Here is a 14,970-nt window from a genome sequence, read left to right on the forward strand (position 1 = left end):
CCAACGGGCGGCCGGCGCAGCCGGTGCACCCGTGGCAGGGGGCGTCCCCGTCCCCCGCGCGCGGCGTGCCCGCCAGCGCCGCCCCGCGACCTTCCACCGTGAACGGCTCCGCGGAACCGCCCCGCCTGGCACCGAAGCCGCTGCACCGCCCGCCGGTCGACCCGGCGCAGAGCTCCTCCTTCCGCCGCCCGCAGGGCGTGACCGGCAGCTTCGACCCGAACCGGCGCAACGCCCCGGTGCGCGGCATCGAGCGCACCGCTCCCCCCGCTGCCCCGCTGGCCAGCGCCTTCGGCCGCCCCGAGGACAGCGCGGAACAGCTCCAGCGGGCTCCCGGCGAGCGGCCGGTGACGCCCGAACCGGCCGAGGAGCCGGTGCTGTGGAACTCCGACGAGCGCGACCCGTGGCGCAACCCGGCCGCGGGCGCGATGCTCGGTCCGCCCGCCGCCTCCGCCGAGCAGGACGAGGAGTCGGAGCCGAAGGAGACGGGCCCGCTGCTGAGCGCCCGCGAAGTCCTGTTCGGCCGCCGCGTGCAGCCCCGCGCGCTCGCGATCCTCGCCGTGGTCGCCCTGCTCGTCGGCCTCGCCGGCGGATTCCTGGGCCGGATCACCGCCGAGGAGGGCAACCCGCTGCTCAACCCGTCAGTGACGCTGGCCGAGGTCGAACCGGCCAAGGAGCGGCCGAAGGGCACGGTGGCCGCCGTCGCGCAGCGCGTGGTGCCCGCCGTGGTCTCGATCGAGGTGCGCGTCGGCGCGCAGGGCGGCAGCGGTTCGGGCGTGGTCATCGACGGCGAGGGCTACGTGCTGACCAACAACCACGTCGTCTCGATGGCCGCCGACACCCCGAACGCGCAGGTCTCCGCCGTGTTCCACGACGGAACGCGGGCCCCGGCGCGGATCGTGGGCCGCGACGTCAAGACCGACCTCGCGGTGATCAAGGTCGAGGTGTCCAACCCGACGGTGGCCCAGCTCGGCGACTCCGACAGCCTCACCGTCGGCGACGACGTGATCGCCATCGGCTCGCCGCTGGGCCTGGCGGGCACGGTGACCACCGGCATCGTCAGCTCGGTGCACCGCCCGATGCGGCTGGCCGGGGAGGGCACCGACACCAACGCGGTGATCGACGCCATCCAGACCGACGCCGCGATCAACCCGGGCAACTCCGGCGGCGCGCTGGTCGACGGCAACGGCGCGGTGGTCGGCATCAACAGCGCGATCCGCACGCTCGGCGCGGGCGGCGAGGGCGGCTCGATCGGGCTGGGCTTCGCGATCCCGATCGACGACGCCCGGCGCATCGCCCAGGAGCTGATCCGCACCGGCCACGTCCAGCACGCCGACCTCGGGGTCAACGCCAAGTCGGTGAGCGACGGCCTCGCCGACGGCGCCCAGGTGCAGAACGTGCAGGACGGCAGCGCCGCGGCGGCGGCCGGGATCGCCGAGGGCGATGTGATCATCCGGGTCGGCGAGCGCAAGGTCGGCAGCGCCGACGAGCTGGTCGTGGCCGTGGACCGGCACCAGGTCGGCGAGCGGATCCCGGTCGCGGTGGTGCGGCAGGGCCGCGAGCTCGTCCTGGACGTGACGCTGAAGTGAACGCCTGCGCACCTCCGCGGGAAGGCACCGTGTTGGGCCACTTCCCCCTCCAACCGGATTCAGCCGGTGGGTACGCTGGGGGTGTTGGCAGCTCGCGCGGTGCTGGTCCGCGGGCGGCGAGGACCCGGAGGTAGTCGAGAGGTGTTCGATAGCATCGGCTGGCCCGAGCTCCTCGTGCTCATCGTGGTCGGTCTGTTCGTGCTGGGCCCGGAGCGCCTGCCGCAGGGCGCGGCGTGGCTGGGCAAGACCGTCCGCCAGGTCAAGGAGTACGCGACCGGGGCGCGCGATCAGATCAAGTCCGAGCTCGGACCGGAGTTCGACGACCTGCGCAAGCCGCTGGAGGACCTGCGCGGCATCCGCGACTTCAACCCGCGCACCGCGGTGACCAAGCACCTGTTCGACGGGGACAACCCGCTCGACCTCAACTCGAACGGCAACGGCCACGCTCCGCCGTCGAGCCAGCCGAAGCCGCCGCAGCGACCGCTGGAGCCCGGCGAGCGCCCGCCGTTCGACTCCGACGCGACCTGATCTGCGCGATCCACACCGCGACGGCCGCGGCGGCGAGCCAGCAGCAGAGCAGCGCCGTCATCCCGGACCAGCCCCAGCTGCCGTAGGCCGCGCCGCCCACCACGCCACCGACGCTGCTGCCGCCGTAGTAGGCCAGCTGGTACAGCGCCGACGCCTGGCTGCGGGCCTGCGCTGACGCCCGGACGCCGACCCAGCCGCTGGCCACCGAGTGCGCGGCGAAGAACCCACCGGTGAACACCACCAGGCCGAGCACGATCATGACCAGGCCGTCGGACAGCATCAGCAGCAGTCCGAGCGCGGTCACCGCGAGCCCGGTGAGCAGGACCCTCGTGCGCCCGTAGTGGTCGGCGGCCCGCCCGGCCAGCGTCGAGGTCACGGTGCCCGCCGCGTAGGCGAGGAAGAGGAGTGCGGCCAGCGCGGGCGGCACGAGCAGCGGTGGCGCGGTGAGGCGGAAGCCGAGCACGTTGTAGACCGTGACGAACGAGCCCATGCCGAGTGCGGCGACGAGGTACGGCCCGTAGAGCACGGGATCGCGCAGCGCTGCGCGCAGGCCGCCGAACAGCGGGCCGAGCGACAGCGGCTTGCGCTGGTGGTTGCACTCGGCCGGGAGCAGCACCACGAAGAACGCGGTGCAGACCGCCGCGAGCAGGGCCACGGCGAGCACTCCGCCCTGCCAGCCGGCGAAGTCGCCGACCACACCGCCCAGCAGCCGGCCGGTCATGCCGCCGATGGTGGTGCCCGCGACGTAGAGGCCCATGGCCGCACCCAGGTTCTTCCCACCGGTCTCCTCCGCCAGGTACGCGGTCGCCACCGCGGCCAGGCCGGCGATCGCGATGCCCTGGAGCAGGCGGACGACCACGAGCACCGGGAAGACCGGGATCCACGGCAGCAGCAGGCCCAGGACCTCAGCCACCAGCAGCGCACCGATCATGACCCGGCGGCGGCCGACGGCCTCGGCGAGCGCGCCGAGCGGGATCGCCGCCACCGCCAGCCCGAGCGTCGCCGCCGAGACCAGCAGCGCAACCGTCCCCGGAGCCAGCGCGAACGCTTCGGCGAACTGCGGCAGCACCGGCTGAGGCGCGTAGAGCAGCGCGAACAGCGCTAACGCTCCGAGCAGCAGCGCGATGCGGATTCGATTGGTTCGTGCCTGGTCCACGCGACCGAAATTAAGCAGCACCGATTGATGCGTCCAATACGTCGATGGCGCATCATCGATGCGATGGCGAATCAATCGCAGGCGCCCGTCGATGCGCCCCAGCTCGCGGCCCACCTGGCTCCCGCCCTGGCGGTGCTGCGCACCGTGGCCGCCGAGGGCCATCTCACACGAGCTGCGGAAATCCTGGGCATTCCACAGCCGACGGTGAGCCGCACCCTCGCCAGGCTGGGCGAACAGCTCGGGGCCCCGGTCATCGCCCGGCAGGGGCGCGGCATCCACCTGACCCGCGCGGGCACGCTGCTGGCCGAAGCCGCTGAGGAAGCGATGCAGCGCCTGGAGGCCGGGTGCCGCGCGGTGGTCGAGGAGCTCGACCCGGACCGCGGTCAGGTGACGTTCGGGTTCCAGCACACGATGGGCAGCAACCTGGTGCCGCCGCTGCTGCGCGGCTTCCGCGACCAGCACCCGCAGGTGCGGTTCTCGCTGGTCCAGGGCGCGCGCGACGACATGCTCGCCCGGACCTGGGCGGGCGAGATCGACCTCTGCCTGATCGCGCCGCTACCCGCGGGCGATCCTCGCTGGGCGAGCGCGACGATCCTGGAGGAACCGCTGGTCGCGGTGCTGCACGCCGGGCACCGGCTGGCCCGGCGCCGGACCTTGCCGCTGGCCGATCTCGCCGCAGAGGACTTCGTCGCGATGCGCCCCGGCTACGGCCTGCGGCAGATCTTCGTGCGGCTGGCCGAAGGCGCCGGGTTCGAGCCGCGACTGGCCTTCGAGAGCGAGGAAGTCGACACCGTGCGCGGCCTCGTCGCGGCCGGGCTCGGCGTCGCGGTGCTACCGCCCGCCGACACCGGCCCGGCCCCGGACACCGTCGAGATCCCGCTGAACCCACCGGCCCACCGCACGATCGGCCTGGCCTGGCCCGCCGACCGCCCCCAACCACCAGCGGTCCGAACCTTCCGCACCTTCGCCGTCACCCCAGGAGCGGTCGATTTCGCGCGAAATCGACCATCACCCGGGTGACGTTCCGCGGTGGCCGCCGCGTCAGGGCTTGGTGAGGGTGGCGGCGAGCTCGACGAGGCTGCGGGCCGCGAACCCGGTGGCGCCCGACACGACCTCGTTGTAGTCCTTGTCCGCCCGCGCCGGGCCCGCGATGTCCAGGTGCGCCCACGGCAGGCCGCCGGTGAACTCGCGGAGGAACAGCGCCGCCGTGATGCCGCCCGGTCCGGCCGGGGTCTGCTTGACGTCCGCCAGCTCGCCCTGGACGGCCTCCGCGTGGTCCTCCAGCAGCGGCATCCGCCACCAGGCCTCACCGACGCCCGCACCGGCCGCGCTGACCTGCTCGGCCAGGCGCTCGTCGGAGGCGAACAGGCCGCCCGTGCGCAGGCCGAGCGCGACCTTCATCGCACCGGTCAGCGTCGCGACGTCCACCAGCACGTCGGGTTCGAGCTTGTCGACCGCGTAGGCGATGGCGTCGGCGAGCACCATCCGGCCCTCGGCGTCGGTGTTGCCGACCTCGGTGGTGGTGCCGCCGTAGTGCCGGACGACGTCACCGGGCCGGTAGGCGGTGCCGGACACGTGGTTCTCCGCCGACGGCACCAGGCCGGTGACCCGCACCGCCAGGCCGAGGCGCGCGATGGTCAGCAGCGCCGCGATCACCGCGCCGCCGCCGGACATGTCGGTGCGCATCAGGTGCATGCCCTCGGCGGGCTTGATCGAGATGCCGCCGGTGTCGAAGGTGATGCCCTTGCCCACCAGCACCAGGTGCGGTCCCGCCGCGTCCTTCGGGCGGTAGGTCAGCTCCAGCAGCCGCGGCGGCCGCGCCGAGCCGCCGCCGACGGCGAGGATGCCGCCGAAACCGTTGTCCGCGAGCCACTTCTCGTCGCGCACGGTGGCGGTCAGGTCCGGGACGTCGGCGGCGAGCTCGGCGGCGATGCCGGTGAGCCAGGCCGGGTCCTTGACGTTGGACGGGGTGTTCGCGAGGTCGCGGGCGAGGGCCGTCGCCGCGGCCAGCTCGCGGGCCCGGCGGGCCTGCTCGCCCAGCGCCGCCACGTCGGCGCCCTCCGGCGCGACCAGCAGGACCTTCCGCAGCCGCGGCGGAACCGGGCCGCGCGACACGCGGAACCGGTAGCCGCCGAGCGCCAGGCCCAGCGTCAGCGCCGAGACGATCTCGCCGTCGACGTCGGCGGGCAGCTTCACCTGGAGGTAGTCCGCGTCGGACGCCTCGCCGAGATCACCGGTCTCGTCGTCGGATTCGGCCACGCCGTTGAGCCGCTCGCGCACCGCGCGCGCCAGCGCACCACCCGCGCTGCGCCACTTCGCGGCCTCGCCGGAGCCGACTCCGACGGCCCAGCCGAGTCCACCGGTGGGCAGCGGCAGCGCGCGCACCGCGCCGGCCGAGGCCGACACGCCGACAGCCTCCAGCACCGCGGCGTCCACATCGAACTGTTCAGCCGCGGCGGCCAGATCGGGTCCCGACTCGCCGTCGAAGACCGGGACCGCACCGGGCACGCCGTCCCGCCACTGCCGCACGACGTCCACTTCGACCAGTGCGGTCGGGATCGCGGGCAGCGCCGGATCCGCATCGCGGGCCGGCTGGGCGGGGCGGAACACTGAGGCACCGGACACGAGAAGACCTTCCTGCACGGACTGGCCGCGCACACTCGAAACTACCGTCGTCACCCGGTCGGACACGGTCCGCAGCCGACCGCGGGGACCTGCCAGTCGACGACGGCCCCGGTGCCGTCCTCGGCACCGGGGCCCGACCGCGGCGAAGAGTGCTCGCCACTCGTCGTCGACGCTGCACTGCGGCCTCGGCGGGCGGAGGCACCGCGCGGCTGTCCTGCCGCAGCACCTCCGAGATCGCCGGCCGGCGGCCTCAGCCGGTGGCGGACTCCAGGGCGTCACCCAGGTTCTTGGCCTCCTCGACCGACATCTCGACGACGAGCCGCCCACCACCCTCAAGTGGAACGCGCATCACGATGCCGCGTCCCTCCTTAGTCACCTCGAGGGGACCGTCACCGGTCCGGGGCTTCATGGCCGCCATAGCGTGCTCCCTCCGTGAACTCTTTACCCCGCTGATCGCCACAACCAGCTCGGGTTCACCCCCATTCTCCCCCATCCCGAGGCTGGGACGAAACCGAACCGATCAACTCGTGTCGCCCGTGCGCTGGTCGAATGCCCGCCGGGGCTGGCAGACTCACCGCTCGTGCGGGCTGTTTCGGGGTCGTCGCGGGCCACCTGGCGACGGCCCGCGGCAGCCGGCGCGCCGCTGGTCGCCGCGCACGGCGGATCACCGCCGCCATCACCCCGGCGACCTGCGACAACACTGTCCACCTGGGACATCGGGCGAGCCGCGGAGTCCACTTTGGAACCCGGCGCGCCGTCCCGGCCGAGATGCCGCAGCGGACCGCGAGGCAAGGAGTTCGAAGTGACCGACGTACTGCTGACCGAGGACACCGCCGGTGTGCGCCTGCTCACGCTGAACCGCCCCGAGTCGTTCAACTCGCTCAACGTCGAGCTCAAGCAGGCCCTGATCAGCGCGCTGCGCGACGCGGCCGCGGACGATTCGGTGCGCACCGTGGTGATCACCGGCGCGGGCAAGGCGTTCTGCGCGGGGCAGGATCTCAAGGAGCACGTCGCGCTGCTGGAGGCCGACGACCCGAGCCCGCTGAAGACGGTCGAGGAGCACTACAACCCGATCATCCGGGCCGTGACCAGCATGCCGAAGCCGGTGATCGCGGCGGTCAACGGCACCGCCGCCGGCGCGGGCGCATCGCTGGCCTACGCCTGCGACCTGCGGGTGGCGGCGTCGAACGCGAAGTTCCTGATGGCCTTCGCCAACGTCGGCCTGTCCACCGACTCCGGCGCGTCCTGGACGCTGCCCCGGCTGATCGGCTACGGCCGCGCGATGGAGATGCTCCTGCTGGCCGAGCCGGTGGCCGCGGAGGAAGCGCTGCGCATCGGCATGGTGAACCGGGTCGTCGGCGAGGGCGAGGCGACCGGCGCGGCGCTGGAGCTGGCGACCCGCATGGCGGCCGGCCCGACGTTCGCCTACGCCCGCATCAAGGAAACCGCGCTGGCAGCGGCGGCCGAAGGCCTCGCCGAAGCGCTGGCGGTCGAGGCGGGAGCCCAGGCGGAAGCCGGTGCCACGGCAGACCACCGGGAAGCGGTGTCCGCCTTCGTCGCCAAGCGCACCCCGAACTTCACCGGCCGCTGACGGACGTGCCTGGTCAGGGCCCGTGAGCACTTTGGGGCGTCATAGCACCCCAAAACACTCACGGGCCATGGCCTGCCGAAAAGCTCACCACCACCGAGGCAGCGGTAGCGAGGGGCCACTCAGCTCGCTCGCCAGCAGTCTGTGAGGTGGTCGTCGACCATTCCCGTGGCCTGCATGAGGGCGTAGCAGGTCGTCGGGCCGACGAAGACGAAGCCGCGGCGCTTGAGCTCCTTGGCCATCGCCGTCGACTCCGGGGTGATCGCCGGGACCTCCTCGAGCGTGGCCGGGCGGTGTTGGCGGGGTTCCGGGGCGAACGACCAGAGCAGGTCGTCCAGCGGCTCGTCCAGCCGCAGCACGGCTCCCGCGTTGCGGATAGCCGCGTCGATCTTCGCCCGGTTGCGGACGATGGCCGCGTCGGCGAGCAGCCGCTCCCGGTCGGAGTCGTCGAAGGCCGCCACCTTCTCCGGCTCGAAGCCGGCGAACGCGCTGCGGAACGCCTCGCGCTTGCGCAGGATCGTCAGCCAGGACAGCCCGGACTGGAACGACTCCAGGGTGATCCGCTCGAAGAGCTCCACGACGCCGCGCAGCGGGACGCCCCACTCGCGGTCGTGGTACTCGGTGTAGTCCGCGTGTCCCGCGCCCCACGGGCACCGGGTCTTGCCGTCCGCGCCGAGCACGGCGCCGGATCCGCTCACTTCCCTCTCCTGTCGTACTCGCGGCAGAACTGCGCGAACGCGGCCAGCGACCGGCGCATGCCCCAGATGAACGCGGGCCGCACCACCGGCCAGACCAGCGCCGCGCCGGTCGGCAGGGTCAGCCGCTCCCACCAGACGAAGGTCGACGCCGCGTTCCCGCACCGGACCACATCGAACCCGCCGGCACCGACAACCAGCTCACCGACGTGCTCCACCCGGCAGCTGCGCGGCGGCTCCCACTCCACGATCTCCATCCGGTCCACGAAGCCGAGCCCGCCGAAACCGGTCACCGCGATCAACCGCCCGCCGGGCCCGTCCGCGTCGCCGACCGGGTGCACCTCGGTGCCCAGCATCCACTCGCCCTGCCGGGCCCAGTCGGTCGCCGCGGCCCACACCACCTCGGGAGGTGCCTGGACCGGAACGGTGAACCGCAGCTCGACCGGGCGCACGGCTCAGTCCTCCGGCTCGTCGGCGCGCGCGGCGCGGGATTCCTGCAGCTGCTCGCCCGCGACGTCGAGCTGGCGCTCCAGAACCGCGATGCGGCCGTGCAGCTCGTCGATCTCCCCGGCGAGCCGTTCGAGCGCCCAGTCCACCTCGGAGGCCTTGTAGCCGCGCAGGACCTGCTGGAACCGCAGCGCGCGCACGTCGGCGCCCTCGATGTCGGCGGGGGGCAGGCGGGTCGGCGTCGAGCCGGGCGGCAGCGGGGACAGCTCCTCGCCGCGCCCGAAGACGAGCGTCGCGAGCAGGTACACCACCGCGGCGACGGCGAGCACCGCGAAGAGGTAGATGAGCGCACTAGCCACGGTCGTCAATCGTGGCACGGACGGCGAACCGCCGCGGCCACGGTCAGGTCTTCGCCGGCGCGGCTTCCAGAACGCCCTCGATGGCGCTGGTGAACTCGCGCCACGCCAGCCGCTCGGCCTGCAACGTCTGCACACCGGCCTGGGTCAGCCGGTAGGTGCGGCGCTGGCGGCCGCCCACGGTGCTCCAGGTGCTCTGCACGTACCCGGCGCGCTCGAGTCGGCGCAGCGCCGGGTAGACGGTGCCGGTCGGCAGATCCAGAGCACCACCGCTGCGTTCTTGCAGCGCCTCGATGATCGCGTAGCCGTGCAACGCCCTGCCGTCGAGCGTGGCCAGCAAGAGGGCGTCCAAGTGGCCGCGGAGCGCATCAGCCTTCACAAGTAGCGACTCTACGGTTATTTCCGACCACTGTCACCGCTCTTGCACAAGAGGACCAAAGTCCTTTCGCGATCCGGTGTTCGATGACCTCGATCACAGTGCGCCGTTCGGGTGGAGTCAACTGGGAAATGCGTTGACATCCGGCAAATCCGAGCACACTGCGGAGTCGGATGAGCCGCGCGAGCAACCAGGAGGCGTTCGCCGTGCCCGACAGAAGCGCCCCGGCAACGACGTCCGGAGCCTCGCGGTTGGACGCCGCGACCACCTACGCGCCGCGTGACCACGCGCGCACGCAGTTCCGCGACTACCTCGCGCAGCTGATCGGCGTGGTGGAGCAGCACCCGGAGCCGGGCATGGCCCGCGACGAATCGCTCTGGCGGCTCGCCGAGCTGGTGGACGAGCTCTCCCGCGACCCGCTCAGCCCGCGGCGGGTGCAGTCGCGCTGGCTGCGCCTGGTCCCGCTCCTGAGCGAGGTCCGCCCGGACATCCCGATCCCGGCGCTCACCGACCTCCTGCACCGCGCCCTCGGCACCGCCTGACCAGCAGTTCCCATTGAACCTTCGCGTCCTAGCCGGTAGCCACAACCGCGACGCTCAACGTGCCGTGCCCCGGAAGTTGTCGCATGCGCCGCCAGGCGCATGACCCACCTACGACGCTTGCACCGCCACCCAGAACGGGCCCGGAAAACTCATGCAGCTCAGGCCAGGGCTCGGAGGACCTGGTCCGGCGGGTGGGTGCCCGCGATGGCCGCGACCATGTCCACCACCCGGCGGGTTTCGCGCACGTGGTGGGCCCGGAACACCTTCGCGCCGCTCCAGGCCGCGACCGCTGTCGCCGCCAGGGTGCCCTCCAGGCGCTGGTCGACCGCGGTGCCCAGCGTCTCGCCGACGAAGTCCTTGTTGGACAGCGCCATCAGCACCGGCCAGCCGGTCGCCACCAGCTCGTCGACCCGGCGCAGCAGCGCCAGCCCGTGCCAGGTGTTCTTGCCGAAGTCGTGCGTCGGGTCGATCAGCACGCCCTGCCGGGGCACGCCGATCCGCACCATCCGCTCGGCCCGCTCGACCAGCTCGGCGGTCGCCTCGGCGACCACGTCGGAGTAGCGGACCCGGTACGGGTCGGTGCGCGGCGGCAGCCCGCCGGTGTGCGAGCAGACGACGCCGACGCCGAACTCCGCGGCCACCCCGGCCAGCTCCGGATCGGCGCCAGCCCAGGTGTCGTTGAGCAGGTCGGCACCGGCTTCGCAGGCCTGCCGCGCCACCTCGTGCCGCCAGGTGTCCACGCTGATCACCAGCTCCGGGTGCCGCTCACGCACCGCGGCCACGAACGGCACCACCCGGCGGGCCTCCTCCGCGGCGTCCACGGTCTCGCCCTGGGCACCGGCCCGGACGCCGCCGATGTCCACGATGTCCGCGCCGTCGGCCACCGCCCGGTCCACCGCCGCGGTGGCCGCGTCGGCCTCGAAGGTCCGGCCGCGGTCGAAGAACGAGTCGCGGGTGCGGTTGACGATGGCCATCACCAGCGGGCGGTCCTGGGGCACGTCCTTGTCGCGGAACCGCAGTGGCGCGGTCACGGGGCGCAGGCGTCGAGCGCTTCGTCGACGTCGGCGGTCACGAAGAGCACGTCCATCGAGTGCTGCTTGGCGAACCCGCTGTCGACCAGCCCCTGCAACCAGTCCAGCAGCCCGCGGTAGTGGCCGTCCGGGTCGAGCAGCACGATCGGCTTGTCGTGCATGCCGATGTAGCGGGCGGTCCAGACCTCGAACAGCTCCTCGCAGGTGCCGATGCCGCCGGGCAGCGCGAGGAAGGCGGTGGCGTGCGCGTCCATCAGGCCCTTGCGCTCCCGCATGTTCTCCACGACCAGCAGCTCGTCGGCCCCGGTGTCGGCCATCTCCTTGTCCACCAGGGCGTGCGGGATGACCCCGACGGTCCGGCCGCCGTCGGCGCGCGCGGCCCGCGCGACCTCACCCATCATCGAGACCCGGCCGCCGCCGGAGACCAGCGTCCAGCCGCGCTTGGCGATCTTGCGCCCCACCTCGGCGGCCAGGTCGAGGTGCTGCTGGTCGACCGGTCCGGACGCGCAGTAGACGCAGACCGAGACGTCGACCGGTGCGGAACTGGTCAATGCGTTGCCTCCCATGCAACGTAGGCCTCCTGCACGATCCCGACGGCGTCGTCGATGTCGTCGGTGAGGTGCAGCAGCGCGAGATCCTTGTCGCCGATCTTGCCGGACGCCCGCATGCTGTCCCGGATCCAGTCGTACAAGCCCTGCCAGTAGGACTTGCCGAACAGCACCACCGGGAACTTGGTGACCTTCTTGGTCTGCACCAGGGTCAGCGCCTCGAACAGCTCGTCCATGGTGCCGAACCCGCCGGGCAGGCAGACGAAGGCCTGGGCGTACTTGATGAACATCGTCTTGCGGACGAAGAAGTAGCGGAAGTTGACCCCGAGGTCGACCCACGGGTTCAGCCCCTGCTCGAAGGGCAGCTCGATGCCGAGCCCGATGGACAGCCCACCGGCCTCCGAGGCGCCCCGGTTGACCGCCTCCATCGCGCCGGGGCCGCCACCGGTGATCACCGCGCAGCCGATCTTCGCGAGCGCGGCGCCGAGCTCGACGCCGGCGGCGTACTCCGGGTGATCCGGCGTCGTCCGGGCCGAGCCGAACACGGTGACCGCGCGCGGCACCTCGGCCAGCGCCCCGAAGCCCTCCACGAACTCCGACTGGATGCGCATCACCCGCCACGGATCGGTGTGCACCCAGTCCGACGGGCCGCGGGAGTCCAGCAGCCGCTGATCGGTGGTGGTGGGTTCGCTCAACCGGGACCGCCGCAGCACCACCGGTCCGCGTTGCTTCTCCTGGGGCCGCTCCGCGCCGTCCTGCCGACCTTCGATCGTCATGCGCCCGAGCCTACGCAGCCACCGACCGGCACCGAGCCGCGGGGACGTGCGGAAACGCCTGTTCACGGGGGATTCACGCGCGCTTGCGCGAGCGTACGATTGCGATGCAACGATCGAGTGGTGCCGACGGCCCGGCCGGATCACCACGCGGATCCAGCGGCGAGCGGCCGGGTCGCGGGCACGACCGGAATCCGAGCCCGGGAGCCAGCCATGCTCATCGAACTGCTCATCGTGATCCTCGTGCTCGGCGTCCTCTGCACCGCCGCAGGCGTCAAGGTCGTCAAGCAGTACGAACGCGGAGTGGTGTTCCGCTTCGGGCGGGTGCAGGAGCTCACCCGCGGTCCGGGCCTGACCGTGATCATCCCGGTGGTCGACCGGATGCGGAAGGTCAACCTGCAGATCGTCACCATGCCGGTGCCCGCCCAGGAGGGCATCACCCGCGACAACGTGACGGTCCGGGTGGACGCGGTGGTGTACTTCCGGGTCGAGGAACCGGTGCGCGCCATCGTCAACGTCGAGGACTACCTGTTCGCCGTCGGCCAGGTCGCGCAGACCTCGCTGCGCTCGATCATCGGCAAGAGCGACCTGGACGACCTGCTCTCCAACCGCGAACGGCTCAACCAGGGCCTGGAGCTGATGATCGACAGCCCGGCGCTGGGCTGGGGCGTGCACATCGACCGGGTGGAGATCAAGGACGTCTCGCTGCCGGAGTCCATGAAGCGCTCCATCGCCCGCCAGGCCGAAGCGGAGCGCGAGCGCCGCTCCCGGGTCATCTCCGCCGACGGCGAGTTCCAGGCCTCCCGCAGGCTCGCCGACGCGGCCCACGTCATGGCCGACACCCCGGCAGCGCTGCAGCTGAGGCTGCTGGAGACCGTGGTCGAGGTGGCCGCGGAGAAGAACTCCACCCTGGTCCTGCCGTTCCCGGTGGAGCTCCTCCAGTTCGTCGACACCATCAAGCACGGCGCCACCGGCGGCGCGGAGCCATCGGCGGAGCCGGAGCCGGAGGCGGAGCTCGCGGAAGCGGAGCGAGCGGCCGGGCGCGAAGCGGAGCTGCTCGGCGCGGAGCCGTCGGCGGAGCTGCCGCAGCAGCGCGCGCCGGAGCCGGCGGACGACGCGGAGCGGTCGGTGCTCGGCATCGCCTGAGCCGCGGAGCGGCGCAGGGCGCCTTCCGGCGAGCAACTCGCTGGGAGGCGCCCGGCGCGCGTCAGCGCAGGAAGCGCGTGAGGACGTCGGCGCAGTGGCGGATCTCCGCGGTCGCCACGTGCTCCTGCTTGGTGTGGGCCAGGGTCGGTGAGCCGGGGCCGAAGTTCACCGCCGGGAGGCCGCGGGCAGCGAAGCGGGCCACGTCGGTCCAGCCGAGCTTGGCCACCGGCTCCGAGGCGGAGGCCTCGACCAGCTCCGCCGCGGCCGGGGCGGTCAGGCCGGGCAGCGCGCCGGGCGCGCCGTCGGTCACCGTCACCTCGAAGCCGTCGAAGACCTCGCGCAGGTGGGCTTCCGCATCGTCGAGGGACTTGTCCGGGGCGAAGCGGTGGTTGACCGTCACCACGCACTCGTCCGGGACGACGTTGCCCGCCACCCCGCCGGAGATCCGCACCGCCTGCAGGCCCTCGCGGTACTGCAGGCCGTCGATCACCGGGTTGCGCGGGGTGTACTCGCCCAGCCGCTGCAGCACCGGCTGCGCGGCGTGGATCGCGTTCTCGCCCATCCAGGCGCGGGCGGTGTGCGCACGGGTCCCGGTGGTGCGCACCTCGATCCGCATGGTGCCCTGGCAGCCGGCTTCGATCGCCGCGTTCGACGGCTCGCAGACCACCGCCAGGTCACCGGCCAGCCAGTCCGGCAGCTCGCGCTCGATGCGGTTGAGGCCGTTGCGCTCGGCTTCGATCTCCTCGCAGTCGTAGAACACGAACGTCAGGTCGTGGCGGGGCTCGGCCAGCGTCGCGGCGAGGTGCAGCATGACCGCGTCGCCGCTCTTCATGTCCACCGTCCCGCAGCCGTGCAGGATCTCGTCGGCGCCCGACCCGGTGCGGGTCAGCGGCAGGTTGTCGTTGATCGGCACGGTGTCCAGGTGCCCGGCGAGCACGACCCGCGAGGCCCGGCCGAGGTTGGTGCGCGCCAGCACCGCGTCGCCGTTGCGCACGACCTCCAGGTGCGGGGCCTGGGCGCGCAGCGCCTGCTCCACCGCGTCCGCGATGGCCTTCTCGCCGCCGGAAACGCTGGGGATGTCCACCAGCGCGGCGGTCAGCTCGACGGGGTCAGCGGTGAGATCCAACGACGCAGTCACGACCGGCAGGCTACCGCGCGGCGGCACGCCCGGCGGCGCGGCGGGGCGGCCCGCGGAGAAGGCGGGAACCAGTTCGCCGGATCGCACATCTCACCCCTGATCATGGCGCTAGGCTTCGGCCGCTGGAGGTGGGGCGTTGACATTCACGGCAGACCCGGACGTGCTGCGCAAGGCCGGGAAGAGTGCGAAATCGGCAGGCGAGCAGGCCGGGCAGGTCAAGCTGGGGCCGCCGGTCGAGGACATCGCGACAGCGATGCCCGGCGGCCGGTCGGAGGGTGCGGCCAAGCAGGTCGCGCAGAGCTGGGGGCAGGCGATCGGGGACTGGAGCAAGGCAGCGGACAAGCACGGCCAGTCGCTGACCGCGAGCGCTGACGAGTACCAGGGTTCCGACGAGTCCAGCGCGCAGGGCATCAACGCCGCGGGTGGGAGGTAACG

At 72.7% G+C, this 14,970-nt stretch carries 18 protein-coding genes; 7 read left to right on the forward strand and 11 right to left on the reverse strand.

Annotated features, from left to right (window positions below; translation table 11 throughout):
- Nucleotides 1-98 precede the first annotated feature (98 nt).
- Entirely contained in the window at nt 99-1,586 is a 1,488-nt protein-coding gene (locus ATL45_RS07815; RefSeq protein ID WP_342775250.1) for a S1C family serine protease, read from the forward strand.
- 141 nt (nt 1,587-1,727) lie between these two features.
- Entirely contained in the window at nt 1,728-2,114 is a 387-nt protein-coding gene (locus ATL45_RS07820; protein ID WP_093153045.1) for a sec-independent translocase, read from the forward strand.
- Here ATL45_RS07820 and ATL45_RS07825 read toward each other — a convergent pair.
- On the reverse strand, nt 2,008-3,270 hold the full coding sequence (locus ATL45_RS07825) for an MFS transporter (protein ID WP_093153043.1): 1,263 nt from the start codon (nt 3,268-3,270) through the stop codon (nt 2,008-2,010). The two genes, ATL45_RS07820 and ATL45_RS07825, sit on opposite strands and share 107 nt — an antisense overlap.
- 63 nt (nt 3,271-3,333) lie before the next feature.
- Here ATL45_RS07825 and ATL45_RS07830 point away from each other — a divergent pair, with 63 nt between their 5' ends.
- Nucleotides 3,334-4,290 (forward strand): LysR family transcriptional regulator, encoded by a 957-nt coding sequence (locus ATL45_RS07830; protein ID WP_246025221.1) that lies wholly within the window; start codon nt 3,334-3,336, stop codon nt 4,288-4,290.
- Between the two features lie 21 nt (nt 4,291-4,311).
- Here the strand turns inward: ATL45_RS07830 and ATL45_RS07835 are convergent, their stop codons facing one another.
- Nucleotides 4,312-5,895 (reverse strand): leucyl aminopeptidase family protein, encoded by a 1,584-nt coding sequence (locus ATL45_RS07835; RefSeq protein WP_246025222.1) that lies wholly within the window; start codon nt 5,893-5,895, stop codon nt 4,312-4,314.
- A gap of 250 nt (nt 5,896-6,145) precedes the next feature.
- Nucleotides 6,146-6,313: a DUF3117 domain-containing protein gene (locus tag ATL45_RS07840; protein ID WP_009949794.1), complete on the reverse strand. Its 168-nt coding sequence runs from the start codon at nt 6,311-6,313 to the stop codon at nt 6,146-6,148.
- Between the two features lie 384 nt (nt 6,314-6,697).
- On the opposite strand from ATL45_RS07840, the gene ATL45_RS07845 reads away from it, so the two are divergent.
- Nucleotides 6,698-7,486 carry an enoyl-CoA hydratase-related protein gene (locus ATL45_RS07845; protein WP_093153037.1) on the forward strand — a complete coding sequence of 263 codons (789 nt, stop codon included), beginning with the start codon at nt 6,698-6,700 and terminating at the stop codon, nt 7,484-7,486.
- Nucleotides 7,487-7,605: 119 nt separating this feature from the next.
- Here the strand turns inward: ATL45_RS07845 and ATL45_RS07850 are convergent, their stop codons facing one another.
- Genes ATL45_RS07850 through ATL45_RS07865 form a run of 4 tightly spaced genes read right to left on the reverse strand, consistent with a single transcriptional unit; the run spans nt 7,606 to nt 9,360 of the window.
- A complete protein-coding gene (locus ATL45_RS07850; protein WP_093153035.1) occupies nt 7,606-8,181 on the reverse strand; it encodes a DNA-3-methyladenine glycosylase I in 576 nt (191 codons plus the stop codon).
- Nucleotides 8,178-8,630 carry an SRPBCC family protein gene (locus ATL45_RS07855; protein ID WP_093153032.1) on the reverse strand — a complete coding sequence of 151 codons (453 nt, stop codon included), beginning with the start codon at nt 8,628-8,630 and terminating at the stop codon, nt 8,178-8,180. Before ATL45_RS07855 ends, ATL45_RS07850 begins: the two co-directional genes overlap by 4 nt.
- A 3-nt stretch (nt 8,631-8,633) precedes the next feature.
- On the reverse strand, nt 8,634-8,984 hold the full coding sequence (locus ATL45_RS07860; RefSeq protein ID WP_093153031.1) for a DivIVA domain-containing protein: 351 nt from the start codon (nt 8,982-8,984) through the stop codon (nt 8,634-8,636).
- A 43-nt stretch (nt 8,985-9,027) separates the two neighbouring features.
- On the reverse strand, nt 9,028-9,360 hold the full coding sequence (locus tag ATL45_RS07865) for a PadR family transcriptional regulator (protein WP_093153028.1): 333 nt from the start codon (nt 9,358-9,360) through the stop codon (nt 9,028-9,030).
- A gap of 170 nt (nt 9,361-9,530) precedes the next feature.
- Between ATL45_RS07865 and ATL45_RS07870 the strand changes: the two genes are divergently transcribed.
- Complete coding sequence (locus ATL45_RS07870) at nt 9,531-9,899, forward strand: hypothetical protein (protein ID WP_093153026.1); 369 nt, start codon at nt 9,531-9,533, stop codon at nt 9,897-9,899.
- A gap of 158 nt (nt 9,900-10,057) precedes the next feature.
- Here ATL45_RS07870 and folP read toward each other — a convergent pair whose 3' ends face one another.
- The 3 genes from folP to ATL45_RS07885 are packed head-to-tail and all read right to left on the reverse strand — an operon-like array spanning nt 10,058 to nt 12,254.
- A complete protein-coding gene (gene folP, locus ATL45_RS07875; RefSeq protein ID WP_093153482.1) occupies nt 10,058-10,873 on the reverse strand; it encodes a dihydropteroate synthase in 816 nt (271 codons plus the stop codon).
- A 53-nt stretch (nt 10,874-10,926) separates the two neighbouring features.
- Nucleotides 10,927-11,496 carry an LOG family protein gene (locus ATL45_RS07880; protein ID WP_093153023.1) on the reverse strand — a complete coding sequence of 190 codons (570 nt, stop codon included), beginning with the start codon at nt 11,494-11,496 and terminating at the stop codon, nt 10,927-10,929.
- The gene (locus ATL45_RS07885) at nt 11,478-12,254 is read right to left on the reverse strand and encodes an LOG family protein (protein WP_093153021.1); all 777 of its coding nucleotides are present in this window, start codon (nt 12,252-12,254) and stop codon (nt 11,478-11,480) included. The genes ATL45_RS07880 and ATL45_RS07885 overlap by 19 nt, the downstream gene beginning before the upstream one ends.
- 210 nt (nt 12,255-12,464) lie before the next feature.
- Here ATL45_RS07885 and ATL45_RS07890 point away from each other — a divergent pair, with 210 nt between their 5' ends.
- On the forward strand, nt 12,465-13,397 hold the full coding sequence (locus tag ATL45_RS07890; RefSeq protein WP_093153018.1) for a slipin family protein: 933 nt from the start codon (nt 12,465-12,467) through the stop codon (nt 13,395-13,397).
- A gap of 61 nt (nt 13,398-13,458) precedes the next feature.
- On the opposite strand, the gene dapE is transcribed toward ATL45_RS07890, so the two are convergent.
- Nucleotides 13,459-14,535, reverse strand: a complete 1,077-nt coding sequence (gene dapE / locus ATL45_RS07895) for a succinyl-diaminopimelate desuccinylase (protein ID WP_093153479.1) — start codon at nt 14,533-14,535, stop codon at nt 13,459-13,461.
- 136 nt (nt 14,536-14,671) lie between these two features.
- Here dapE and ATL45_RS07900 point away from each other — a divergent pair, with 136 nt between their 5' ends.
- Nucleotides 14,672-14,968 (forward strand): hypothetical protein, encoded by a 297-nt coding sequence (locus ATL45_RS07900; RefSeq protein WP_143121645.1) that lies wholly within the window; start codon nt 14,672-14,674, stop codon nt 14,966-14,968.
- Nucleotides 14,969-14,970 lie beyond the last annotated feature (2 nt).

It is taken from the genome of Saccharopolyspora antimicrobica (assembly GCF_003635025.1).
In the GTDB taxonomy this organism is placed as follows: domain Bacteria; phylum Actinomycetota; class Actinomycetes; order Mycobacteriales; family Pseudonocardiaceae; genus Saccharopolyspora; species Saccharopolyspora antimicrobica.